Source organism: Roseinatronobacter sp. S2 (genome assembly GCF_029581395.1).
Lineage (GTDB): Bacteria > Pseudomonadota > Alphaproteobacteria > Rhodobacterales > Rhodobacteraceae > Roseinatronobacter.
On sequence record NZ_CP121113.1, the window covers coordinates 135901 to 159396 of the forward strand.

The window sequence follows — 23496 nt, forward strand, 5'->3', positions numbered from 1 at the left end:
CCGGGCGCGGCCCGATCGCTGCGCAGGCGTCAGCGGATCTGGTAGGTTGGGGGGCGTGAATTACGCGCCGGTCAGCCGGCTGTCCAGCAACTCTCCGCGCTTGGTCAGCAACGGGTAGCCGATCATCGCAAATGACGTGTTCAATGATTTGAAGGCCCGCAGAAGTTCAAGGTGGATCGCGCTTGTCTCGATCGATTCCGCCAACCCCTGACGCAGGCGTTCCAGATGGCGCGATTGCAGGTCGCGCGCGATGTTGCGCACCTTTTCCTTTTCTTGGACCAATTCGCGGGCAAGGCCCACATCTTCGGACATCAAAACAGCAATACCCTGCTGGACGTTGCGCAGCACGACATCATGAAAATCCTGCAACTCCCGCCAGCCATCGGCGGAAAAGTTAAGGTTTTCCAGTGATTTCCGGCGCGCCAGTTCAACGGCCTTGCGGGCAATCATGTCGGCGCCCGCCTCCAGGTTCATGGCGATTGCGGACAACTCGAATGCGCGCGTGCCGATATCCTCGTCGCCCTCGCGGCCACGCACCTTGGCAAGATAGATCCGCACCTCCAGCGACCGGCTTTCCACACGCTCCAGCGCGTCCTGCATTTTCTGCGCGGCCACGTCGTCAAAACTCTCGAACAGGGGGATGACCTGCCGCGTCATGGTTTCAATACGGCTGCCCATATCCACCAGTTCGCGCACGGCACAGGCATATGCGCGGCTGGGCTGATCCTGCACCGTCGGGTCAAGCGCGGTTCGCGCAAGATCGGCGGCATGGGGGTTGGGCGCATCCTGAACCAGCACGGATGTCATGCGCGTGATCGGCCCCACCAGCGGCAGGCACACCGCCAGCAAAACGGCGTTGAACAGCAAATGCAGATGCAACGCCTGCGCACCGGCATCCGCGCCCAACAGGGTGACAGGAATCTGCCCCGCGACGATGGCCCATAGAACCAAGACCGCACCGCCACCACGCAACACCAGATTGGCCCAGATCACCCTGCGCACAGCAACATCCGATTTCAGCGTCAGCAACACCGCAATCATGGCCCCGCCCAGATTGGCCCCCAGAACCATGGCAAAAGCCGCAACGGGCGGCAGTGCCCCCTGCGCGGCCAATGTCGCGAATAACAGCACGGCCGCAACGCTGGAATGCACCAGCCATGCAAAGGCTGCCGCCAGCAAAAAGGCACTGATCGGATCATTGGCCAGATACAGCATGACACCGCGCGCGCCTGCGCTGTCCACCAGCGGCAGGCTGGCCGCACGGATCAGGTCAAGCGACAGGAACACCAGCGCCAGCCCGATCATGATGCGCCCGATCTGGCGCAAACGCCTGCGTGAACTGCGCAGGAATATCAGCACCCCGCCCAGCAGCAAAATTGGCGTGATCCCCTCCAGCCGCGAATTCAGGATCAGCGCCACCACCGCCGACCCCAGATCGGCCCCCAGCACAATGGCCATACCCGCCATGCTGCCAATCGCGCCCGCGGACACAAAACCCGCCATCAGCATGGCCACCGCCGTGGAGCTTTGCAGCAGCACCGCCGCCCCCGCCCCGCTGGCCGCAGCCGCCACGCGGTTTGACGTGGACCGCCGCAACCACAGGCGCAACTGCCCGCCAAAGGCGCGTTCAAACCCCGTGCGCACCAGTCGCACAGCCCATATCAGCAGCGCAGCCGCGCCGGCCATATTCAGAATAAAAAGAATGGGCGAGGTTTCCATGATGTCCCGCTGGAAAAAGAAGATCCTACCTTGATGGGCAAGGCGCTAGAAGTCAAAGGGGCCGTCACCCATGAACAGCGGCTGTGCCGTCCAGCTGTCGTCAGGTCCGGTGTCCAGAAGGGCGTATCCCGTCGGGCCGGTCAGAAAACCCACCCGCGCATCAGGGCGCCTGTCCAGTGCGAATGCGCTGCACAGGGACGGCGCGGTCACAACGCGGTGCGCCCCGATCCGGCCCAGATATACACCATGCACATGCCCTGCCACACAGATCAGCGGCCCACAATTCGCGGGGATTGCGGCGGCCAGATCTTCGGTATTTTCCAGCCCGATATTGTCCATGAACCGGATACCTGTCCGCAAGGGCGGGTGATGAAGGGCCACAACCACTGCGCGCGCGCCCGCGCCATTCAGCGCATGGGTCAGAAATTCCAGACTGTCTGGTTGCAACCGCCCCGCGCCCTGCCCTTCGACCAGCGTATCAAGCCCGATCATGCGGGTATCGGGCAAGTCAACAACCCAGTCAACAGCCCCCGCAGCGGGCATCCATGCCGCCCCCCCGAAGGCCGCGCGAAATGCAGCGCGGTTGTCATGGTTGCCCGGCACGGCATAGACAGGCAGACCAAACCGCGCCAGTTCACGAACCGCCAGATCATAGCTTGCGGCACTGCCATCCTCGCTGACATCACCAGTCACCAGAACCCCGTCCAGCGGGCCGATGGCGGGCATCTGCGCCAGAATGCGGTCCACGCCCGCGCGCAAAATCGCGCCGGTATCCAGCATGCCGGAACACAAGGTGCCCGGCGCCACAACATGCAAATCAGTCAGGTGCAGAAAACGCGCCATGGCTTATTTGATCCCCGCGCGCAGGAATGCCTGCACAAACTGGCGCTGGAACAGCAAAAACGCGATCAGCAGCGGCGCAACCGACATGATGGTTGCGGCTGAAATAACCGAAATATTCACCCCGCTTTCGGGCGCGCCAAACAGGGACAACCCGACGGTCAGCGGTCGTGTGGTTTCGGAATTGGTGACGATAAGCGGCCACAGGAAGTTGTTCCAATGCGTGGACACCGACACCAGCGCATAGGCCAGATATGTGGGTTTGGCCGAGGGCACATAGACGCGCCACAGCACACCGAACCAGCTGCACCCTTCTATGCGCGCGGCTTCATCCAGTTCTTTGGGCACACTTTTGAACGCCTGCCGCATCAGGAAAATGCCGAAAGCGCTGGCCCAATAGGGTGTGCCGATCCCGAAGACCGTATCGAACATGCCCAGCCGTGACACCATGGCGTAATTCTCGACGATCAGCACCTCTGGCAGGATGAAAAGCTGCAACAGCACAATGATGAACAGCACATCACGCCCCGGAAACTGGAACTGTGCAAACGCATAACCTGCCAGCGTGGTCACCACCAACTGCCCCGCCAGAACCACGCTGACCAGCAAAAAGGTGTTGAAGAAATAGCGCATCCACGGCGCGCCGTTCCACGCGGTGCGAAAGTTGTCCAGCGTCCATGCGCCTGCAAGGTTGAAATTCACGGCATCCGACGTAGAATGGAACGCCGCCCACACGGCAAACAGCAGCGGTGCAATCCATACGATGGCCAGGGTCCACGCCGCGAACGTGTCCAGCGCCAGTGTCAGGCGGGGCCGGAAGCTGCGCTTGGGGGCCATGACATATAGGGGTGCTTGACCGGATTTAAGGGCATCGCTCATTGGTAATGTGTCCTGCGGTCCAGAATGATGAACTTGATCGCCGCTGTAACCCCCAGCACGGCCAGCACCATCACGGTCAGCGCCGCCGCCTGCGGCCTGTCAAAATAGGAAAACGCCAGTTCCCAGATGTAATACAGCACCAGTTTCGACGCATCCGACGGCCCGCCCTTGGTCAATATGAACAAATGGTCAATCAGCTTGACGGAATTGATCAGGGCATTGACGGCCACGAAGATTGTCGTCGGCATCAGCAGTGGCAGGACAATCCGGCGGGTATAGGTCCAGCGGCTGGCCCCTTCGATATCGGCGGCTTCTTTCAGGTCCGGCGGTATGGTTTGCAGCGCGGCCAGATAGAAAATCATGAAGAAACCGGCTTCTTTCCAGATGGTCACGATGATCACGGCCCAAAGCGCGGTTTCAGGGCGCCCCAGCCAGTTGACCGGCCCGAACCCGAACAGCGCGCCAATCTGGTCCAGCACCCCAAGGCCCGGCGTATAGAAAAACAGCCAGATATTTGCCGCAGCAATCATTGGCAGGATTGTCGGCGTGAAAAAGGCGGTGCGCACGAAACCACGCGCGGGAATTTTCGAATTCGCCCATAGCGCCATCGCCAGCGCGATGATGATCGACACAGGTATCGTCACGCCCGCATAGATCAGGTTGTTGACCACAACCTTGGCAAATGTCGGGTCGGCAAACAGCAGGTCATAATTGCCCGCGCCCACAAATTCGGACGGGTTGCGCCGTGTTCCGCGCGAAAACAGGCTTGACCAGAAGGTCATTGCCGACGGGATGAAGGCAAACAACGACAACAAGATCAGCGCAGGTGACAGCAGCATCCAGCCATACATGATGCGGCGGCGGCGCTCGTATCTTGCAAGATCATTCATGCTGTCACTCCAGACGAAGAACCGCACCCGCAGGACGCTGGCCGGACGAACGGCGGGGGGCACAGCATGCGCCCCCCGTCAGGGATGATCTTAGCGGTAGGGGGTCAGCAGACGGTCGGCGATGCCTTGCGCCTGTGTCAGCGCATCCGCGGGCGTGGCCGAACCTGTCAACGCGGACTGGATTGCGGTGTTCAGCGCATCGCGCACCCGCGCCCCTTCATAGGTGGACAATTCCGCCACCGAATATTCCAGCTGGTCGCGCGCAACAATCGCAGGCGGAAATTCTTCGGCATAGGCGCGCAGGACATCGGTTTCATAGGCCGCAGGGCTGACACCCACATAACCTGTGGCAATCGACCATTGCGCGGCGCGTTCTGCATCGGTCAGGAACCGGATCAATGTCAGGGCGGCGCGATATTCATCATCGCTGGCCCCTTCAAACAGATAGAAGTTGCCGCCACCCGTGGGCGAACCGGGGCGAACTTTTTCGGGCAGCATGGCAACGCCGAAATCAAAACCGGCCTGATCGCGCACAGCGGTCAGGTTGCCGGTGGTGTGCCACATCATTGCGGTCTGCCCTTCCAGAAACGCCTGACGCAATGTGCCCCATTCGACCGTGCCCGATGGCATGATGTCATGCTCTGCCGACAGCGACACCCAATATTCCAGCGCCTCTATCACGGCGGGGTCGTCGAAATAGGTCTCGGTGCCGTCACCGTTCATCAACTCCATCCCGTTCTGCGTGGCCAGTGCCTGAAACATCCAGTAAGGGTAGCCGGTGGACGGGATCATGATGCCGTAAGGGCCGGTTTCGCGCAGTGCCAGCCCCATGCTGACCAACTCGTCCCAGTTGGCGGGTGGTGCTTCAGGGTCAAGACCTGCGGCGCTGAACATATCCTTGTTGTAATAGGCAACGATGGTTGAACGCTGGAACGGCACGCCCCATGTCTGCCCGTCGATCTGGCCATTGGCCATCAGGCCGGGATAGAAGCTGTCCAGCCATTCGCGTTCTTCATCGGTTTCCAGAACCTGATCGAAGGGAATGATCATTTCCTGTTCAATCAGATCCAGTGCATCAATGGAAAACAACACCGACAGCGGGGCCGAGTCGCCCGATGCAATGGCCGACAGAACGCGCACGCGCGTATCATCATAGTTGCCCGCATAGATGGAATTCACGCGAATATCTGGATGGGCCTCGTGGAATTCGGCAATCAGCCCGTCGACCACCTGTGTCAGCGCACCGCCGACCGCGATGGGGTAATACATGGTCAGTTCGGTTTGTGCGCTGGCGGGCAGCGCGGTCAATGCTGTGGCACCGGCCAGCAGCGTGGCAGTCAGGGTATGACGTGTCATGGTAGTTCCTCCCTTGGGTTGAATGCATCACCGCTGCATATGGCGGCAATGATGCGGGTCTAACGCGGCAGTCTGTAGCCAGTGTTCTTGTCAAACACATGAAGGTTCGCGCGATCAAACGTCAGACCGGCCGCCTCCCCGACCGATCTGCGCACTTCGCCCGGCAGGCGCACTGTCAACCCGCTTGTGCCGGGAACCTCGAAACTCAGGAATGTTTCCGACCCCATATATTCGCAATGGGTAATCACTGCTTGCATCAGGCCCGACCCCGGTTCGGCCAGATCAAGATGCTCGGGGCGAATGCCATAAACCACCTGCTTGTCGGAGCGTTCCAGTTCGGCAGGCATAACGCCGGATTCAACCAGCGCCATGGGCGGGCTGCCCACAAATTCCGCAACAAAGATGCTGGCAGGGGTTTCATACAGATCGACAGGTTTGCCGAACTGTTCGATCCGGCCATCCTTCATCAGCACAACCATGTCGGCCATGCTCATGGCTTCGGTCTGGTCATGGGTAACATAAATGACGGTCATCCCCAGATCGCGCTGTAGTTTCTTGATGTCGCGCCGCACGGAATGGCGCAATTTCGCGTCCAGATTGGACAAGGGTTCATCCATCAGGCACAGCGGATGGCCCGCGACAATGGCGCGCGCCAGTGCAACCCGCTGGCGCTGCCCGCCCGAAATCTGGCCGGGCTTGCGCTTTTCCAATCCGGTCAGGCCGGTCATTTCCAGCGCCTGCGCCAGTTTGCTGCGCTGCTCGGCGCGCGGCACACGGCGCACCTTCAGGCCGAACAGCACATTCTCGGCGACATCCAGATGCGGAAACAGCGCATAGGACTGGAACACCATCGACAAGCCGCGTTCTGCGGCAGGGCTTGCGGTCACATCGCGCCCGTCAATGATAATTCTGCCGCTATCAGGTACCTCCAGCCCCGCCAGCAGGCGCAGCGTGGTCGACTTGCCGCAACCCGACGGACCCAGCAACGCCACAAAAGACCCGCGCGGAATGCTCAGTGAAATGTCCTCGACCCCAAGCTGGCCGTTCCAGCGCTTTTCGACACTGTCGACATGAACGAAAGGGTCGGTCATTCCATTTCTCTTTCTTCTGAAAACACGATCCGGTCACCAAGGTCTTCGATCAATGCAGCAAAATCCGCAGCCGGTGGGCGGTCGCAGATCACATGGTCCACCTCGGTGATGGCGCAGCCGATGGACGGGGCGTGGCGACCAAACTTGCTGCGGTCTATGACCAGAACCGATGTTTGCGCGTTCTGGCGCATGCGTTCTGATGCGCGCACTTCGGCCTGATGGAATTCTGACAGGCCACCGTCAATATCCACACCTGCGGTGCCGAAAACCGCGTATTCGGCGCGGTAGCGGCCAAAGAAGGACACCACTTCTTCGCCGATGAAATCGCGGTCCGGCAGGCGCAATTCCCCGCCCGGCAGGATAATCCTGTTCGAGACTTCCTCGCTCAGGGCCATTGCCGCACTCAGGTTGTTCGTGATGACGGTCAGTTCGCGGCGGCGATGCAGGGCGCGCGCCACGCTCAGCGCGGTCGACCCGATGGACAAAAACAGCGTTGCGCCATCAGGGATCATTCCGGCCGCCACTTCGGCAATGGCGCGTTTGCCCACAAGGTTGGTGCCCGCCCGCTGGTCAAAAGGCGTGTTCAGCCGGTCTTCCGCCAGTTCAATGCGCCCGTGAACGCGGCGCATGGTGCCGTCATCGCATAACGTGTCCAGATCGCGGCGGATGGTTTGCATCGACACACCCAGCATATCGGCCAGCGCGCCCACGCTGATACCCCCGCGTTCCTGCACCACCTGCTGGATAAGGTCGCACCGTCTGATCTTTTTTGACGCCATGATACCCCTGTTGCTTTGTTAGAAAATATACCAAGCAAAAACAACAAAGCAACAAAAATTCCTGAAATCCAGCGCCCAATCCCGCCATGATGACGATATTCAGGCCATAAATTCACGCAAATGCATCCGCATCGCCGCAGATTTTGTGTTTTTGTTGCTTTTGCTTTTCATCCTGATGCAGGATCGTTATGACGAAAACAGGTCCGACATCGCGAATGAAAAGAGCAGATCGCACGCATGGATAACGTAGCAAGTATTTTTGACCGTTATGAGACAGTCCGCCACCGCATGCCCAAAGCCCGCTTTGGCGCGACAACCAAGGCGGTCGACTCGCTTCTTGATATTGCACCGGATGCAGACGCGTTCGTTTTCGACGCCTACGGCGTGCTGAATATCGGGGAAACGCCCATCGCAGGGGCCGCGCAGCGCATCGAACAGTTGCGCGCGGCTGGCAAGGCCATCCGCATCCTGTCCAATGCAGCAAGCTACACCCATGACGCCGCGACAGAAAAATTCTGCAGACTGGGCATTCCCGTTACACCGGATGAAATTGTCACCAGCCGCGATGCCGCCATATCAGGGCTGGGATCAGGGCTTTGGGGGTGCATAACCGCCCCGGCAGACGACCTTAGCGATATTGACGCCACGATATGCCGGCTGGGCGACAGCGTGCGCGATTTCGACCGCGTGGACAGCTTTCTTTTTTTGTCGACTGCGGCATGGACAGACGCCCGTCAAGACATCCTTGCGCGCAGCCTGCGCACCAGACCGCGCCCGTTGATCGTGGCAAATGCAGACCTTGTCGCCCCGCGCGAAGGCGGCTTTTCACTGGAACCGGGCTATTATGCGCATCTGTTGGCCGATGCCAACCTTGGCCAGCTGACCTATTTCGGCAAACCCTACCCGCAGGTTCACCAGATGATCGAAGCCACATTGCCAGACACCCCGCCCCACCGGATTATCATGTGCGGCGACACCCTTCATACCGATATTCTTGGCGCCGCAGCGCGCGGCTGGCGCACGGTATTGGTTACCCGCGACGGGCTTTTTGCAGGCACGGATACGGACAGTTTTTGTCAACGCAGCGCAATACACCCCGATTGGCGCACCGAACGGATCTGATGGTTGGCCCAAATCCATGGCCCATGGCTTCAGGCATCAATTCTGTGGCGGGCCACAGGGCAGAACGGCATCAAATATGGTGCCTTCACCCTGCGCCGAGCGGATGACAAGCCGCCCGCGATGTCGGCTAAGGATATGTTTGACAATCGCCAGTCCCAGCCCCGTGCCACCACTGTCACGCGACCGCGCCTTGTCCACGCGGTAGAACCTTTCGGTCAGGCGCGGAATATGGACAGGATCGATACCTTCGCCAAAATCGCGCACACTGACGCGCAATACGGCCCCTTCGAAACCGGGCATTGCCGGCATCTGTTGCGCCGCCACTTCTATACGACCGCCGCTGAAGCCGTATTTCAGGGCATTCTCGATCAGGTTGTGGAACACCTGAACCAGTTGGTCATAATCGCCCGGAACATCGGCTATATCATCAGGAACCTGATAGGAAATGCTAAGTTGCGCAGCCTCTATCTGGGGGCGCAGGGCGGCAAGCGTGGCTTTCAGCACCATATCGATGGACACCGGCGTGCGCGGGCGTATCTTCTCGGCGGATTCGACACGGCTTAGGGACAGAAGGTCCGAAACAAGGCCGGTCATGCGTTCGGCCTGATCGGCCATGATGCCCAGAAATTCCGCGCGCGCGCCCGGATCGTCACCTGCCGGTCCCTGCAATGTTTCAATAAACCCCGACAGCACCGTTAGGGGAGAGCGCAGTTCATGGCTGACATTGGCGACGAAATCACGGCGCTGCGCTTCCGCCGCTTCAATATCGGACACGTCCCCCAGCGACAGCACAACCGTGCCATCCCCGACATGGCGCGCGATCACATGCCAGACCGTTTCGCGACTGCCCGAGGAGGAGACAAAACTTGCGCTCCCCTCAGGCACCCCGCCCAGCACACGGTCCAGCATTCCCGCAACTTCCGGCTGGCGCAAATGCGCACGGATCTGCGCACCTGCAATGCGCGCGCCGAACAATTCGGTGGCGGGCGGGTTTGCCTTCACAACACCCCCCGCCATATCCACCAGCAAAACCGGGTGCGGCAGGGCCGCGATCAGCGCAGTTGTCGCCGCGTCATACATGACACTGTTATCCGAACCGGCCGGTTACATAGTCATTCGTGCGCGATTTCTGCGGGTTGGTGAAGATTGTGTCAGTGTCACCATATTCAATCAGGCGCCCCAGATACATAAACGCCGTGTTGTCGGAAACCCGCGCGGCCTGTGCCATCGAATGCGTGACCATCACAATGGAATAGGTGCCCTTCAACTCTTCAATCAGTTCCTCGATGCGGGCGGTGGCGATGGGGTCAAGGGCGGAACAAGGTTCATCCATCAACAACACTTCGGGGTCCGATGCGACCGCGCGCGCGATGCACAGGCGCTGTTGCTGCCCGCCCGACAGGCCAAGGGCGCTTTCTTGCAAGCGGTCCTTGACCTCTTTCCACAGGGCGGACTGTTGCAGCGCGCGTTCCACGGTTTCATCAAGAATGGACCGTTTGGTGATACCATCCACCCGCAGCGGATAGGTGATGTTGTCATAGATCGACATGGCAAAGGGGTTGGGTTTCTGGAACACCATGCCCATGCGTTTGCGCAGCGCAATCACATCAACACCTTTGGCGTAAATGTCAAAACCGTCCACGGTGATTTTACCTTGAATGCGCAACCCGTCGACAAGGTCGTTCATCCGGTTCAGACAGCGCAACAGCGTGGATTTGCCGCAACCCGATGGCCCGATCAGCGCGGTGACCTGCCCTTTCTGGATTTCCAGATTGCAATCGAACAGGGCCTGCGCTTCGCCATACCACAGGTTGAAATCAGTGATATCCAGCGCGGGGCCGTCAGTGGACTTCTTGACGTGGTAGGATGTGGGTTCGAATTCTATGATGTCATTCATGTCTTGAGCCTCAGAACTGGCCGGTTGCGTATTTGCGCTTCAGGCGATTGCGTATGATGATGGCAGTTGCGTTCATGGCGACAATCAAGGCCAGCAGCAGCAGCGTGGTTACAAAAACCATCGGCTTGCCCGCTTCGGAATTGCGCGACTGGAACCCCACGTCAAAAATATGGAACCCCAGATGCATGAAGCTGCGATCAAGGTGAATGAAGGGATAGAAGCCGTCGATGGGCAGCGCGGGGGCCAGTTTCACAACCCCCACCAGCATCAGGGGTGCCACCTCGCCCGCGCCGCGCGCCATTGCCAGGATCATGCCGGTCATGATGCCCGGCAGCGCCTTGGGCAGCACCACATAACGGATGGTCTGCCATTTCGACGCACCGCACGCCAATGACCCTTCGCGCATGGACCGTGGCACCGCTGCCAGCGCTTCTTCGGTGGCGACAATCACCACCGGCACTGTCAACAGCGCCAGTGTCAGCGATGCCCACAAGATGCCGCCCTTGCCAAAGGTCGGGTTGGGCAGGTTTTCAGGGTAGAACAACTGGTCAATCGTGCCGCCCATTGTGTAGGCAAAGAACCCCAGACCAAACACGCCGTAAACAATACTGGGCACACCGGCCAGATTGTTGACAGATATACGAACAATCGACGTCACCCGCCCCTGTTTGGCATATTCGCGCAAATACAGCGCCGTAATCACACCAAAGGGGGCCACGAAGACCACCATCAGCAATGTCATCGCCACCGTGCCGAAGATTGCGGGCAGAACGCCGCCTTGGGTATTCGCCTCGCGTGGTTCGGCAGACACGAATTCCCACCAGCGCGATACATAAATGCCAATCTTGTCGGCAATCCCGATGGTGTTGGCAGGGTAATAGCGGACAATCTGGCTGATCTCAGGGGTGATCTGACGACCGCCCACCTCTTCCAGCGTGACAGTGTAGCGCCGGTCATTTGCGCGGATTTCGTTCACGCGGGCCTGAAGCACCTCATACTCGGCTTGCAGGGTCTGGATGCGGGCCTGCGATTCGGCCAAGACGCCGTCGCGCGCCTGTGACGCCATCACATCGACGTCTGCGGCCTCGCCGCGCTGCAATTCGCCCTCGCGCAACAAGGCGCGACGCTGGGCCAGACGCTCTCGTTCGATGTGGTGGTTGATTGCGCCGATCTCGCTGCGTTCAAGCTGGCGGATTTCGCGGAACCGTTCGCGGGCGGCACGCTGTTCGCGCTTCAGCACATCCGCGTCATAGGCCATTTCCTGCCCGTCAATGGTCATGCCGGCGATGCGGCCTACAAACACACCCCATGTCTGGCGCTCGAAATAGTAAAAATCGTCGGGCTGGGTGACATTGGCGGTTTCAAAATCCGCAACCCACTGGAAATCATCGCCATACAGGTCGAAATTCGCGGTCTGATACAGGGTGCGGTAGGCGAAACCTTCATTTTCCTCGACCACGGCGCGCTGTTCTTCGGTCAGGCGCGGCAGGTCGGGGCGAAAGATGGTGCCGCGACGTTCCACACCTGCAATCACCGTGCCGTCGGTCAACGCCACCCGGTCGATGGGTTTGGGCCAGAAGGTCGTTGCCCCGTTATACAAGACAACCATCAAAAAGCCCGCGATCAGGATGATCCCCAGCGCCAGGGCACCGCCAAACCCCCACAGCGCGGGTTCCCCCAGCGCCGACAGGTCCGCAGAATAGCGCCTGCGGTTGCGTGGCTTCACCGCGTCGCGCGCGGCAACAGCGGCAATGCCAGCGGCCCCGGATGCAGGCGGTTGTTGTTCGTTCAAGCTGGTCATGTCTGTCCCCAAGCCCCGGAATTACAGATTGAAGGCGCGCTTGCGGAAGCGCTGGCGGATCAACTCCGCGCCTGTATTGATAACGAAAGTCATGATGAACAGCGTCAGCGCAGCAAGGAACAGCACACGGTAATTCGTGCCATCCTTCACGGCCTCTGGCAGTTCAATCGCGATATTGGCCGACAGGGTGCGCAACCCCGAAAATATGTTCCATTCCATGATCGGCGTATTGCCTGCGGCCATGACCACAATCATGGTTTCGCCAACAGCGCGGCCCATGCCCATCATCACCGCCGAAAACACACCCGATGCCGCCGTCGGCAAAATGACCCAGCGCGCGGTTTGCCAAGGGGTTGCCCCGCAGGCCAGTGACGCCGCGCGCAAATGGCCGGGAACGGAATTCAGCGCATCTTCGGCCAGTGTGTAGATGTTCGGGATCACCGCAAACGCCATGATGAAGCCCACAACAAGCGCATTGCGTTGCTGATAGCTGTCAATGAAGCTGCCGCGCGGGTCATAGCCGATCAGGGTCAGCGCATAGGCCACAAGAAACGACAGAAGCATAGCCACCAGCAAAAGCACGATCCAGCGCCCCGCATCCACCATACCCGCGCGCGACCGGCCCAACCCTGAAATCAGGTCGCGGTAATGGTGCCCGAATTGCTTGCGAAAGGCCCACGCGGTTACAAAATAGCTGACCGGCAGCAGGATCAGAAACATGAACGGCGTGCCGGTGCCGATGCGCCCTGTCGTCCATTGCTTGAAATCACCGTAAAACAGCACCCGCTCCAGCGAAGTGCCAAGCTGGGCTGCGACCCATGCGGTAATCAGGATCGACAGCCCCATCAGCGTGAATTTCGGAAAGCCGTCGTATTTAAGGGCAATCTGCGCAGGCAATGCCTGCCATGCGAAGGCCCCAATCATCAGCCCCATGGGCAACGCGAAGAAACCCAGCAACACCGCGCCAATCCATTCTTCGACCAAGGGCGCCAGCACCAGCGCCGCGATGAACCCCAGAACCACGGTCGGCAGGGATTCCATCATCTCCATCATCGGCTTCACGGTGCCGCGCACGCGTTTGTCCACAAATTCCGATGTGTAGATCGCGGCCATCAGTGCAATCGGCACGGCAAAGATCATGGCGTAAAACGCCGCCTTGAACGTGCCGAAAACCAGCGGCACCAGTGAATATTTGGGTTCTGCCAAATCGGTGCCAGCGGTGGATTGCCAGACATAGGTCGGCTCCATATAGCCTTCATACCAGATTTTGCTGAACAGCACGCCAAGCGTAACTTCCGGGTGGCGCTGGGTATATTGCCAGGCCTCGACCTCGCCGCCCTGCGACACCAGCATAACCCCGTTGGAACGCGGGAATATCATCCCGCTGGAGTCTGTACTGACATCGCCCGAACGCGCCAGTTCAAACAGCACCTGATCCGAAGTTGAATGATACACCCAGACATTGCCTTCGGCATCGATGGCCACAAATTCTTTCTGGCGCTGCGCCTCGGACAGATCGACAATGGACGCTGGCATGGGCGCATGTGTGCGTGCGCGCATCAACTCGCGCCCGTCCGTAGTATCCGTCGTGCCGGTTTGCAGGCGGAAAAACGCGTTCAAGCCCCCATCTTCGGTGCCCACAACCAGCGTTTCCTCGCCCGACAGGAACGTCATGGCCGTCACGGCAACCCCGTCATCGGCAACACGCCGCACTTCAGCCAGCGAAGGGTTGTCCATATCGCGCAAATCGTAGCGGTAGACGACCCCATCATCGCTTGCAACAATGGCGCGGTCGCCCGTGCCCGACAGCAAAATGCCCGTAACCATTGCATCAGCCGCAAGGCCAACAAGCGGCGGCAGATCGGTCGTGGTGGTCGACACGGTTTCCGCACCGGTCATCATGTTGATCTGCACGCGGGACTGGCTGACCCGCACCTGATTGTCCGCATCAACAGTGGCAAACGCGATGGTCGGCCGCTCGCGCGTGCCGCCAATGCGGTAATCAATCGCGATGATGGGCAGTTCAGAGATCTGCTGCCCGTCACCCAGCTCGATTTCCCCGAACAGCGTTCGGAAATCACCAGTGCCGACTTCGGTGTAGACGCGCCCGTCAAGCATACGGTCCCGCCCGTCAAGATCGATCAGCCCGCCGGGCAGGGCACGCTGCGCCGTCGTCGTCGTTTGAACCCCAAGCGTGGCAAAACGCACAACCCCGTCATCAAAACCAAAAGCCACACGGTCACGCTGCAATGTGCCGGCAACCGCTGTCACTTCGGCGCCACGAAAATCAAACTGGTCGCGCGCAACTTCGGTGCCTGACGGGATATGATAGGTAATCACCCGCCCTTCGGCGGCAACCGCAATCCCAAGTGTCTGGAATTCATCACCATTGATCCAGATAACATCTTGCTGGGTGTCAAGCTGGTAGCGGGTGTTGCCTTGCAATTCGCCACCGGCCATCAACGGCATGACCACACGAAACAGGAACACCATGATCCCCATAACGGCAACAATCACCATCAGTCCACCGACTGTGATGACCCCTTGTGCGATATTCTCGCCCAGTTTGACACTGGTGCGGGTGGTCATCCGCCGCTGCCGTGCGGCGATGCCGCGTTCGCTGGTGGTGGGGGCGCTGTCACTCATGTTGCGTGTCCATCACGTTGAAAACAAAAAAGGGGTGACGCGACCTGCGCCGCGCCACCCTATCGGGTTCAGGCCTTAGTTCAGGCCAAATGCTTCCAGATCCTGCTCGGCGATCATGTTCACCAGCGGGAAGAAGCCTGCGCGCACAACGTCTTGCTGACCTTGCTGGCTGTAGACATAGCGCACGAATTCAGCGCGCAGCGGCTCCAGTTCGGCATTGGGGTCTACGTTCATGTAGATATACAGGAAGCGTGCAATCGGGTAGTTGCCCGTGCTGGCATCTTCGGCGGTGGGTGAATAGCAGTTGCCGTCCGCGCCACGAATATCAACAGCTTTCACGTCAGCGGTCGCGTAGCCAACACCGGAATAACCGATCCCGCCGATATCAGCGGCAGTGCCCTGAATAACGGTCGAGGAACCGGGCTGTTCGCGCACTTCGGGGCTGTAATCGCCGCCAAACAGCGCCACTTCGCGGAAGTAGCCATAGGTGCCCGACGCGGAGTTGCGGCCATACATGGCGATCGGACGGTCTGCCCATTCACCTTCCAGACCAACCTGACCCCATGTGGTGATGGCTTCATCAGCACCACCCGTGCGGGTGGAAGAGAAGATGGCATCGACTTCCTGCATGCTCAGGCACTCGATGGGGTTGTCGCGGTGTACGAACACACCCAGCGCATCAATCGCGCCGCGCATTGGCAGCGGCTCATACCCGTAGCGTGCCTCAAACTCTTCAATCTCGGACCCGCGCATCGGGCGCGACATCGGGCCGAACTGGGCTGTGCCTTCGACCAGTGCGGGCGGGGCCGTGCCCGAACCGGCACCCTGAACCTGAATGGCAACGTTCGGGTAATGGCTGCGGAACCCTTCTGACCACAGGGTCATCAGGTTGTTCAGCGTGTCCGACCCGATAGAGGTCAGGTTGCCGGACACACCTGAAGCAGGCTCATAGGTGGGCAGGTTCGGATCTACGTTCTGGGCAGTCGCCATGCCAGCCGACAGGGCCAGGGCAGATACTGCAAGGGAAAGTGAAAAGGAAGTGCGCATAAAACGGTCCTCTGGGTTTGCCCCATCGGGGCGGTTTGACAACATCGCCCTGATATGACCCGCGTGTAACGGGATTATGACAGTTGCAGTGATATGCAATTATTCCCGTGCCGCCGGGCTTATGGCGGGCTATATTGCTGTAGCTTGGGGCGGCCACGCCCGTTAGGGTTGCCCCAAGCGACAGGATTTACGGGAGAAAATCATGACAACATTCGGCAAAAGCCAATCCGTCCCCCGCAGAGAGGACAAGCGCCTGCTGACAGGCGCAGGCAGTTTTCTGGACGATGTCGCCCCAAAAGATGCGCTGCATGCTGTTTTTCTGCGCGCGCCTGTCGCGCATGGCCGAATCCTGTCGCTGGACCTGTCGGCGGCACAAAATGCCCCCGGCGTTCATGCCGTGCTGGATGCGGACGCGCTGCATGCCGCCGGTTTGACCCAGCCCATGCAAGCCAGCCTGCGCACCAACCGCGATGGCACCACAGCGGCAAACCCGCCCCGCCCCCTGCTGGCGCGCGACCGGGTAATGTTTGTGGGCGAAGCTGTTGCAATGGTGGTGGCCGACACCCCTGAACAGGCCCGCGATGCACTGGAACTGATCGAACTGGACATAGACCCCCTGCCCCCGCATCTGAAGCTTGCAGCGGGCGGGCCGCAAATTCACCCGCAAGCGCCTGACAACATCGCCTATGACTGGGCCGTAGGCGATGAAGCTGCGGTGGACGCGGCCTTTGCGCAAGCTGCGCACCGAATCGCCATAACGGTTGAACAACCCCGTCTGCTGGCCGCATCCATGGAACCGCGCGGCGCCTATGCGCAATGGGATGGCACGCGGCTGCATTTCTGTTTTGGCGGGCAGGGTGTGTGGGTCATGAAGGAACGGCTGGCAACAATGCTGGGCCTTGCCCCGCAGGATGTGCGCGTCACCACGCCCGATGTCGGCGGCGGGTTTGGCATGAAGGGCATGCCCTATCCCGAATATTTCGCAATCGCCCATGCAGCACAGGCCTTGCAGCGCCCCATCAGGTGGGCCCCCGACCGGTCTGACGCCATAGTGTCGGACAATGCAGGGCGCGATTTGCGGTCGCATGCGGAACTGGCGCTGGATGCGGACGGGCGCATATTGGGCTACCGCGTTGAAAACTGGTCTAATCTGGGCGCGTGGAATTCGGAATTTGCCCAAGGCATCCAGTCGCAGCTGTTTTCCATGGTGGCGACCGGGGCGTATGATATTCCGGCGGCGTTTATCCACTCTCGCGGGATATACACCAACACCACGCAAGTGGACGCCTATCGCGGCGCGGGCAGGCCGGAAGCGATCACCGTTCTGGAACGCCTGATGGACAAGGCCGCGCGCCAACTGGGGCTGTGCCCGTTTGCCCTGCGCGCGCGCAATTTCATTTCCCCCGACGCCTTCCCGCACGCCACGGTGGCAGGGGACCACATTCAGGAAGGGAATTTCGCGCATCTGCTGGATGAAGCGCGCGAACGCGCCGATGTGGCGGGTTTCGCCGCGCGGCGCGCCCAAAGTGCGGCACGCGGGCGCAAGCGCGGGCTGGGCCTGTGCTATTATATCGAAAGCATCATGGGCAACCCGTCCGAAGATGCGGAAATCGCCTTCAATGATGACGGGACCGTGTCGCTGATGATCGGCACGCAATCCAACGGGCAAGGGCATGAAACCGTTTTCGCGCAATTCCTGTCGGACCAGACAGGCATTCCGCTGGACGCGATTCAGGTGGTGCAAGGCGACAGCGACCGCATTGCCAAAGGGGGCGGAACCGGCGGGTCGCGTTCGGTCACAGTGCAGACCAATGCGACACTGGCCACAGTCGGCCAGATGGTTGCCGCGTTCACGAAATTTCTGAAACCCGAACTGGGCAATGATGTGGGGTTTGATGATGGCAGCTTCCGCGCGCCGGGGTCGAACCGCACGCTGACCCTTATCGAAGCCGCCGATCTGGCGCGCAGCCAAGGGCGGGCGGATTTGCTGCAACATGCGGGCAGCGCCAAACTGGATGCGCGATCCTACCCCAACGGTGCCCATCTGGCAGAGGTGGAACTGGACCCCGAAACAGGTGCCCTTCAGGTGCTAAGTTACACGGCCGTGGATGATTTCGGCAATCTGCTGAATCCGCAGCTGGTGCAAGGGCAGGTTCATGGCGGCATTGCCCAAGGGTTGGGGCAGGCCATTTGCGAACAGGTGGTGTTCGACGATCAGGGCCAACCCCTGACCGGCAGTTTCATGGATTACGCCATGCCGCGCGCGTCAGACATGCCGCCCATCCGGTTCCATTCCGTGCCGGTTCCCGCCAAGGGCAACCCGCTGGGCCTGAAAGGCTGCGGTGAAGCGGGCACCGTGGGCGCGATCGCCGCCATCGTGAACGCCGTTCAGGATGCGCTGGGGCCGGAATTGGGCACAGACATCCAGATGCCGCTGACGTCTGAGCGCATCTGGCGGCTGTGCCAGACTGCCAGCGCATAGCAAAAGGCCCGCGTCCATCATACTGCGGGACGCGGGCCTTTGGATTTTACGAATGCTGTTATTTGCCGCGACGCGGCGCATCGCGCCCGCCGGGGCGCGGACCTGCACCGGGTTTGCGGGGCTTGCGGGCATCTGCCTTGGCCATGCCGGGGGGAACAAAACGCTTGGAGCTGTCGCGCGCATCTGCGGGCGCAGGCCGTGCCTTCGGTTTGGCCGCAGGCTTTTGCCATGTTTTCCCAGCAGGTTTTGACGACGGGTCAGCCCGTTCCGGTTTGGGTTTGCTGCGCGGGGCGGGTTTTGCGTCATGTGACTTGAACCCCGCAGACCGGCCTTCGGCCCCCGCGGCAGGCTTGCCCTTATGGCGCGGCTTACGCTCGCCCTGGGGGGCGGCATCATAGGCGGGTTTTGCCCGCGGGGCCGCATCAGGATCATAGGCCGGTTTCGCGCGCGGGGCAGCAGGCGCGGCATCATAGGCAGGCTTTGCCCGTGGTTTGCCTTCCGGCCTTGGGCTGGTCGCGCGGTCGCTGCGCGCCAAGCCCGCTTCGCGCGGCTTGGGCTTCGCGTCAAAGCCCCGGTCGCGGGTCTCGCGCGGTTTTCTGGCGCCATCTCTGGCACCCTCGCGGGGCCTGTCGCCGGAATGCTGGCCGCTGGGCGGGCCACTGGCCGCGCGCGCGGTCACGCCATCTTCCAGAACGCCATCCGGCCCAAGTGCTGCCAGAAAACCCGCAGCACTGCTTTCTGCAATCTCGACCAGTGTTTCGTTATTCTGGACCCGAATTGCCCCGATGGCCGCTTTTTCCAGATTACCGGCACGGCACAGCAAGGGCAGCAGCCAACGGGCCTCGGCGCGGTCATCGCGGCCCACTGACAGCGAAAACCAACGGCTTGGCCCGAATTCGCGGTGCTCGCGCGCGGCAGGCTTGCTGTCGGGCGCGCGCAGTTCTTCGGGGGCTGCGTGGCGGGACTGATACAGCCGCAGATATGCCGCCGCAATCACATCCGGCGCGTGCAGGCCCAGCAGTTTTTCGGCAAACGCGGCTTGTTCATCGGTGACCGGTTCAGACCAGACAGGATCGGACAACAGCCGTTCTTCATCCTTGCGCAAAACATCCTCGACCGATGGCGCGACAGTCCATTCCGCCGAAATCTTGGCCCATTTCAGCAGGCGTTCGGCCTTGCCCACGGCCTTGGGCGGCACGATCAGCGCGGAAATACCCTTGCGGCCCGCGCGGCCCGTTCTGCCCGAACGGTGCAGCAGGCTTTCGGTGTTGGTGGGCAAATCCGCATGAATCACCAGATTCAGGTTCGGCAGGTCAATCCCGCGCGCGGCCACGTCGGTGGCCACACAGACCCGCGCGCGCCCGTCGCGCATGGCTTGCAAGGCGTGCGTGCGCTCGGTCTGGCTAAGTTCACCCGACAGGCTGACCGTGGACAGCCCGCGATTGGCCAGACGCGCGGTCAGATGGCTGACAGCGGCGCGGGTATTGGCGAACACAATGGCGCTTTGATCTTCATGAAAGCGCAGCAGGTTGAAGATCGCATGTTCACTGTCGGACGCCGAAACGCGCAGCGCCTGATATGAAATATCTGCATGCTGGTCACTGCCGCCAAGGGTGCTGATGCGCTTGGCATCGCGCTGGTATTGTTTGGCCAGCTTGGCAATCATCGGCGACACGGTCGCGGAAAACATCAAGGTGCGCCGTTCAACCGGGGCCTGACCCAGCATGAATTCCAGATCCTCGCGAAACCCCAGATCCAGCATTTCGTCGGCTTCATCCAGAACGATGGCCTGAATTTCACTTAGATCCAGCGCGCCGCGTTCAATATGGTCGCGCAGACGACCCGGCGTGCCGACAACAATATGCACACCACGTTCCAGCGTGCGGCGTTCAGTGCGAATGTCCATGCCACCCACACAGGATGTGACAACTGCGCCGGTGCGCGCATAAAGCCATGTCAACTCGCGCATGACCTGAAAGGCAAGTTCGCGCGTGGGGGCCACAACCAGCGCCAAAGGCAATGCGGCCGGGCCGAACTTATGTGCATCCCCCAACAGCGTCGGCGCGATGGCCAGACCGAAACCAACGGTCTTGCCCGATCCGGTCTGCGCTGAAACCAGAAGGTCTTCAGTCACCACGTCGTCAGCGGCCACGGCCAGTTGAACCGGGGTAAGAATGTCAAAACCGCGCTCTGCGAGCGCCTCGGACAGGGGAGGGATCATAACAGGAAAGTTCCATGGATAGCGGCGCATCACGCCGGGGGCGGCCGCCGAAACGACACAAGACCAGCGCACATAACCGGAATCGTCACGAAAGTATATGCCCGAATCAACCCAAAGCCGCCAAAATTTGCCACAGCCCTTATCGTCGGGCGTTATCCGCCCATAGCGTAGCCTGCGCCGCGGACGGTGCGGATGGGGTCGGGGTGGCCTGTGGTGCACAGGGTTTTGCGCAGCCGGCCCACATGCACATCCACCGTGCGCGTGTCGATATAGATGTCGCGCCCCCAGACGCGGTCCAGCAGCGCCTCTCGGGTCCAGACCTTGCCGGGGCGTTCCATAAACGCCCCCAGCAGCCGGAATTCCGTCGGACCCAGATGCACCGCAACCCCGCCGCGCGTCACGCGGTAGCTGTCGGGGTCCAGCCGGATGTCGCCATATTCCAGCGCCTGCCCGCTGGCCACAGGCCGCAGGCGGCGCAGATTGGCGCGCACCCGTGCCACCAGTTCGGCCACCGAATAGGGTTTGACAATGTAATCATCCGCGCCGGTATCCAGGCCGCGCACGCGGTCGCTTTCTTCCGACCGGGCCGATACCATGATCACCGCCGCATCGCGCCCTTCCGCGCTGGCCTTGATCTGGCGGCAGGCTTCCAGCCCCGACAGGCGCGGCAGCATCCAGTCCAGCAACACCACATCGGGGCCTTGCTCGGCCACGGCAAGAACCGCTTCCTCGCCATCCTTGGCGGTCGCGATGCGAAACCCCGCCGCCTTCAGGTTATAGCTTAACAGCGCCAGCTGCGCGGGTTCGTCATCGACAATCAGGATCAGCGGCGTGGCGGCGTCAGACATCACATCACTCTTTCGGGGTATCAATCAGGGCGGTCGAATGGCCCTTCTCGCGCGCTTCCGCAGGGCGGCCCTCGGCCACGAAAATCACCTGCTCGGCCCCATGCGTCACCAGATCGCCCATCCGTTCGATGTTCTTGGCAATAAACACATAATGCAGGCAGGGCGTGATATTGCGCGGGTCTTCCATCATATGCGTGATGAATTCGCGAAACAGCGCATTGGTCATGTCGTCCACTTCGACATCGCGCGCAATCACATCGCGTGCAAGGCCCACATCCATGCGCGAAAACGCATCCAGCATGTCCTTCAGCATCTGGCCCACCAGACGCGACTGGCGCCGCAGCGCGCCTGCGGCCCCGTCAATCACAGGCGATGAAATCAGCACCGGCACGCGCTTGGCCATGTTCTTGGCGTAATCGCCCAAGCGCTCCAGCTCGCCCGCCATCTTCATCACCGCCACCGCCGCGCGCAGATCATCCGCCTGCGGCTGGCGCAGCGCAAGAAGGCGCACCACCTGCGCGTTAATCTCCTCTTCAGACGCATCAATCAGCTTGTCGCCCTGCACAACCTGCGCCGCCAGATCCTCGTCCCGCCCCTCCAGCGCCCGAGAGGCGTTCAGGATCGCATCCTCCACCTGACCGCCCATCGTCAGGACATTCAGACGGATCGCGTCAAGATCACGGTCAAAAGACGAAAGCGTATGCGGTTTCATGGCAAGGGTCCTTCTGATTCAAACGCTGCATAAACCCACTATGTGACAGTTGCATGACAGTAACGGAACAACACCGGCGCGCAAACCATTGCAACCGTCATGAAACACGCAACGCCCCCCGCCCTTGTGGGCAGGGGGCGCAAGCCGGACCTTGCCGGAAATTCAGGGCGTTTGTGCCTGCCCCTTGGACATGGCGCGGGATTTAAGCTGTTTGAATTTCGCCGACATCCCGTCAAGTTTGGCATCCCATTCGGGGTTCGGGGTCTGCCCTTCGATGGTGCGGAAATAGGCTTGCAGCAGGCACGCCACCGCCAGCGGCTCCAGCACGGCCTGCTTGACCGACCATGCCAGAATGAAGGCAATCACAACACCCATGGCCGACATGCCGCCGGGGTAAAGATTGCTGATCAACGCCGCAGGTGCCAGCATGATGAAGAACAACACCGCCATCAGCCCGTAGACAAAAAGCGTAATCCACGCCGCATTTTTCAGCATGGGCTTGTAGTTTTGCGCATAAAGCACCAGCGCCGCGCGCGCCGATGCATAGGGGTCGGTTGCGCGCGTGCGCATGCCGTAGGCCAGGATCACCTCATCTATAAACCCAACGGCAACGCGCAGAAACGCCCGCAAAATCATGACCAGTTGCCGCACGCCCGGAATGGGCAACAAGGTGAACACACCGCGGATCAGGCCGGTGATCGCGCGCAGCACACCCTTGATCAACTGGTCGATGACAAACAGCACGCTGGCTTCGCCAAAGCGTTCGCGCACCATGGCCTGCGCATGGCCGATCTGGCTGCGTCCTTCGGGCATGGGGCGGTTGTCGATCAGTTCCACCATCACCGCGATATGGCCTGCCTTGACCATGTAAAGGATATATTCGCGCAGCCAATACATGACGATCAATACAATCCCGAACCCCGACAGCCCGCCGAAAAACGTGGCAGAGGCACGAAACCCCTCATCGCCCAGCGCACCAATGCCCCAGCCGATACCCGCGCCGGTTCCGGTGACAAGCACATAGGCCAGCGCGGCCCCGAAATAGACGGCCATACGCAACAACACGAACGGGAAAGTCTGGACCATCAGGCCAATCCCGCGACGAAACGAAAAATCCCACATTCTTTCGGTGCCTTTCTGCCGATCAGGCGTTGGGGGCGCGCAGG

Annotated in this window: 18 protein-coding genes; 2 read left to right on the forward strand and 16 right to left on the reverse strand. The window is 60.7% G+C overall.

Annotated features, from left to right (window positions below; genetic code table 11):
- Positions 1–60: 60 nt before the first annotated feature.
- The 7 genes from P8S53_RS00665 to P8S53_RS00695 form a co-directional block, all read right to left on the reverse strand.
- Positions 61–1719, reverse strand: a complete 1659-nt coding sequence (locus P8S53_RS00665; RefSeq protein WP_277805244.1) for a Na/Pi cotransporter family protein — start codon at positions 1717–1719, stop codon at positions 61–63.
- Positions 1720–1764: 45 nt separating this feature from the next.
- A complete protein-coding gene (locus tag P8S53_RS00670; RefSeq protein WP_277805245.1) occupies positions 1765–2562 on the reverse strand; it encodes a metallophosphoesterase in 798 nt (265 codons plus the stop codon).
- Between the two features lie 3 nt (positions 2563–2565).
- The gene (locus P8S53_RS00675; RefSeq protein WP_277806666.1) at positions 2566–3396 is read right to left on the reverse strand and encodes a carbohydrate ABC transporter permease; all 831 of its coding nucleotides are present in this window, start codon (positions 3394–3396) and stop codon (positions 2566–2568) included.
- Between the two features lie 38 nt (positions 3397–3434).
- On the reverse strand, positions 3435–4328 hold the full coding sequence (locus P8S53_RS00680; RefSeq protein WP_277805246.1) for a carbohydrate ABC transporter permease: 894 nt from the start codon (positions 4326–4328) through the stop codon (positions 3435–3437).
- 90 nt (positions 4329–4418) lie between these two features.
- Positions 4419–5684 carry an ABC transporter substrate-binding protein gene (locus P8S53_RS00685; protein ID WP_277805247.1) on the reverse strand — a complete coding sequence of 422 codons (1266 nt, stop codon included), beginning with the start codon at positions 5682–5684 and terminating at the stop codon, positions 4419–4421.
- A gap of 59 nt (positions 5685–5743) precedes the next feature.
- Positions 5744–6775 (reverse strand): ABC transporter ATP-binding protein, encoded by a 1032-nt coding sequence (locus P8S53_RS00690; protein ID WP_277805248.1) that lies wholly within the window; start codon positions 6773–6775, stop codon positions 5744–5746.
- Positions 6772–7554, reverse strand: coding sequence for a DeoR/GlpR family DNA-binding transcription regulator (locus P8S53_RS00695; RefSeq protein ID WP_277805249.1), 783 nt, complete (start codon positions 7552–7554; stop codon positions 6772–6774). The genes P8S53_RS00690 and P8S53_RS00695 overlap by 4 nt, the downstream gene beginning before the upstream one ends.
- 237 nt (positions 7555–7791) lie before the next feature.
- Between P8S53_RS00695 and P8S53_RS00700 the strand changes: the two genes are divergently transcribed.
- Positions 7792–8676, forward strand: a complete 885-nt coding sequence (locus P8S53_RS00700; protein WP_277805250.1) for an HAD-IIA family hydrolase — start codon at positions 7792–7794, stop codon at positions 8674–8676.
- 36 nt (positions 8677–8712) lie between these two features.
- Here P8S53_RS00700 and P8S53_RS00705 read toward each other — a convergent pair whose 3' ends face one another.
- The 5 genes from P8S53_RS00705 to P8S53_RS00725 all read right to left on the reverse strand — a co-directional run bounded on the left by P8S53_RS00705 (position 8713) and on the right by P8S53_RS00725 (position 16067).
- Positions 8713–9756, reverse strand: coding sequence for an ATP-binding protein (locus P8S53_RS00705; RefSeq protein WP_277805251.1), 1044 nt, complete (start codon positions 9754–9756; stop codon positions 8713–8715).
- A 7-nt stretch (positions 9757–9763) separates the two neighbouring features.
- Positions 9764–10573: a phosphate ABC transporter ATP-binding protein PstB gene (gene pstB / locus P8S53_RS00710; protein WP_277805252.1), complete on the reverse strand. Its 810-nt coding sequence runs from the start codon at positions 10571–10573 to the stop codon at positions 9764–9766.
- A gap of 10 nt (positions 10574–10583) precedes the next feature.
- A complete protein-coding gene (gene pstA, locus P8S53_RS00715) occupies positions 10584–12374 on the reverse strand; it encodes a phosphate ABC transporter permease PstA (protein WP_277805253.1) in 1791 nt (596 codons plus the stop codon).
- Positions 12375–12395: 21 nt separating this feature from the next.
- A complete protein-coding gene (locus P8S53_RS00720; RefSeq protein WP_277805254.1) occupies positions 12396–15020 on the reverse strand; it encodes an ABC transporter permease subunit in 2625 nt (874 codons plus the stop codon).
- A gap of 75 nt (positions 15021–15095) precedes the next feature.
- Positions 15096–16067: a PstS family phosphate ABC transporter substrate-binding protein gene (locus P8S53_RS00725; RefSeq protein WP_277805255.1), complete on the reverse strand. Its 972-nt coding sequence runs from the start codon at positions 16065–16067 to the stop codon at positions 15096–15098.
- A 202-nt stretch (positions 16068–16269) separates the two neighbouring features.
- On the opposite strand from P8S53_RS00725, the gene P8S53_RS00730 reads away from it, so the two are divergent.
- Positions 16270–18549: a xanthine dehydrogenase family protein molybdopterin-binding subunit gene (locus P8S53_RS00730; protein WP_277805256.1), complete on the forward strand. Its 2280-nt coding sequence runs from the start codon at positions 16270–16272 to the stop codon at positions 18547–18549.
- Between the two features lie 58 nt (positions 18550–18607).
- On the opposite strand, the gene P8S53_RS00735 is transcribed toward P8S53_RS00730, so the two are convergent.
- The 4 genes from P8S53_RS00735 to P8S53_RS00750 all read right to left on the reverse strand — a co-directional run bounded on the left by P8S53_RS00735 (position 18608) and on the right by P8S53_RS00750 (position 23452).
- The gene (locus P8S53_RS00735; RefSeq protein ID WP_277805257.1) at positions 18608–20770 is read right to left on the reverse strand and encodes a DEAD/DEAH box helicase; all 2163 of its coding nucleotides are present in this window, start codon (positions 20768–20770) and stop codon (positions 18608–18610) included.
- Between the two features lie 152 nt (positions 20771–20922).
- The gene (phoB, locus tag P8S53_RS00740) at positions 20923–21618 is read right to left on the reverse strand and encodes a phosphate regulon transcriptional regulator PhoB (protein WP_277804856.1); all 696 of its coding nucleotides are present in this window, start codon (positions 21616–21618) and stop codon (positions 20923–20925) included.
- Positions 21619–21622: 4 nt separating this feature from the next.
- Positions 21623–22330, reverse strand: a complete 708-nt coding sequence (phoU, locus tag P8S53_RS00745; RefSeq protein WP_277805258.1) for a phosphate signaling complex protein PhoU — start codon at positions 22328–22330, stop codon at positions 21623–21625.
- Between the two features lie 162 nt (positions 22331–22492).
- The gene (locus P8S53_RS00750) at positions 22493–23452 is read right to left on the reverse strand and encodes a hypothetical protein (protein ID WP_277805259.1); all 960 of its coding nucleotides are present in this window, start codon (positions 23450–23452) and stop codon (positions 22493–22495) included.
- Between the last annotated feature and the right edge of the window lie 44 nt (positions 23453–23496).

What these genes read in the sequence shown, in the direction of transcription:
- P8S53_RS00690 (WP_277805248.1), bottom strand. Translation starts at nt 6,775, where the DNA reads ATGACCGACCCTTTCGTTCATGTCGACAGTGTCGAAAAGCGCTGGAAC.
- pstA (WP_277805253.1), bottom strand. Translation starts at nt 12,374, where the DNA reads ATGACCAGCTTGAACGAACAACAACCGCCTGCATCCGGGGCCGCTGGC.
- P8S53_RS00675 (WP_277806666.1), bottom strand. Translation starts at nt 3,396, where the DNA reads ATGGCCCCCAAGCGCAGCTTCCGGCCCCGCCTGACACTGGCGCTGGAC.
- P8S53_RS00670 (WP_277805245.1), bottom strand. Translation starts at nt 2,562, where the DNA reads ATGGCGCGTTTTCTGCACCTGACTGATTTGCATGTTGTGGCGCCGGGC.
- phoU (WP_277805258.1), bottom strand. Translation starts at nt 22,330, where the DNA reads ATGAAACCGCATACGCTTTCGTCTTTTGACCGTGATCTTGACGCGATC.
- P8S53_RS00735 (WP_277805257.1), bottom strand. Translation starts at nt 20,770, where the DNA reads ATGATCCCTCCCCTGTCCGAGGCGCTCGCAGAGCGCGGTTTTGACATT.
- P8S53_RS00685 (WP_277805247.1), bottom strand. Translation starts at nt 5,684, where the DNA reads ATGACACGTCATACCCTGACTGCCACGCTGCTGGCCGGTGCCACAGCA.
- P8S53_RS00720 (WP_277805254.1), bottom strand. Translation starts at nt 15,020, where the DNA reads ATGAGTGACAGCGCCCCCACCACCAGCGAACGCGGCATCGCCGCACGG.
- pstB (WP_277805252.1), bottom strand. Translation starts at nt 10,573, where the DNA reads ATGAATGACATCATAGAATTCGAACCCACATCCTACCACGTCAAGAAG.
- phoB (WP_277804856.1), bottom strand. Translation starts at nt 21,618, where the DNA reads ATGTCTGACGCCGCCACGCCGCTGATCCTGATTGTCGATGACGAACCC.
- P8S53_RS00705 (WP_277805251.1), bottom strand. Translation starts at nt 9,756, where the DNA reads ATGTATGACGCGGCGACAACTGCGCTGATCGCGGCCCTGCCGCACCCG.
- P8S53_RS00695 (WP_277805249.1), bottom strand. Translation starts at nt 7,554, where the DNA reads ATGGCGTCAAAAAAGATCAGACGGTGCGACCTTATCCAGCAGGTGGTG.
- P8S53_RS00750 (WP_277805259.1), bottom strand. Translation starts at nt 23,452, where the DNA reads ATGTGGGATTTTTCGTTTCGTCGCGGGATTGGCCTGATGGTCCAGACT.
- P8S53_RS00725 (WP_277805255.1), bottom strand. Translation starts at nt 16,067, where the DNA reads ATGCGCACTTCCTTTTCACTTTCCCTTGCAGTATCTGCCCTGGCCCTG.
- P8S53_RS00730 (WP_277805256.1), top strand. Translation starts at nt 16,270, where the DNA reads ATGACAACATTCGGCAAAAGCCAATCCGTCCCCCGCAGAGAGGACAAG.
- P8S53_RS00665 (WP_277805244.1), bottom strand. Translation starts at nt 1,719, where the DNA reads ATGGAAACCTCGCCCATTCTTTTTATTCTGAATATGGCCGGCGCGGCT.
- P8S53_RS00680 (WP_277805246.1), bottom strand. Translation starts at nt 4,328, where the DNA reads ATGAATGATCTTGCAAGATACGAGCGCCGCCGCCGCATCATGTATGGC.
- P8S53_RS00700 (WP_277805250.1), top strand. Translation starts at nt 7,792, where the DNA reads ATGGATAACGTAGCAAGTATTTTTGACCGTTATGAGACAGTCCGCCAC.